This window comes from Janthinobacterium agaricidamnosum NBRC 102515 = DSM 9628 (genome assembly GCF_000723165.1).
Lineage (GTDB): Bacteria > Pseudomonadota > Gammaproteobacteria > Burkholderiales > Burkholderiaceae_D > Janthinobacterium > Janthinobacterium agaricidamnosum.
This window is the reverse complement of record NZ_HG322949.1, coordinates 5,923,942-5,924,170: the sequence shown is the minus strand read 5'-3', so window position 1 is coordinate 5,924,170 and position 229 is coordinate 5,923,942. Positions and strand designations below refer to the sequence as shown.

General features: G+C 67.2%; 1 pseudogene (cut by a window edge). It reads right to left on the bottom strand.

Going from position 1 to position 229, the window contains the following annotated elements:
• Positions 1 to 227, bottom strand: a pseudogene (locus GJA_RS27645) (phage baseplate assembly protein V) (its annotated part extends 193 nt beyond the left edge of the window); the annotation flags it as partial.
• Positions 228 to 229: the final 2 nt, after the last annotated feature.

Here is a 229-nt window from a genome sequence, read left to right as displayed (position 1 = left end):
TCGAACACCGAGGCATCGCTGTCCTGCCTGGCGACACCGCCCGGCGTGGCCGGCACGCCGCCTTCGCCGCGGCCGTTGTACAGTGCGCCGAGTATCACCGGCCGGTCGATATCGTTTTCAATGAATTGCACCAGCACTTCCTGGCCGATGCGCGGCAAGAACTGGCTGCCCATGCCGCCGCCGGCCGAACGCTGCGCCACCCGCACCCAGCAACTGGCGTTGCCTTCTT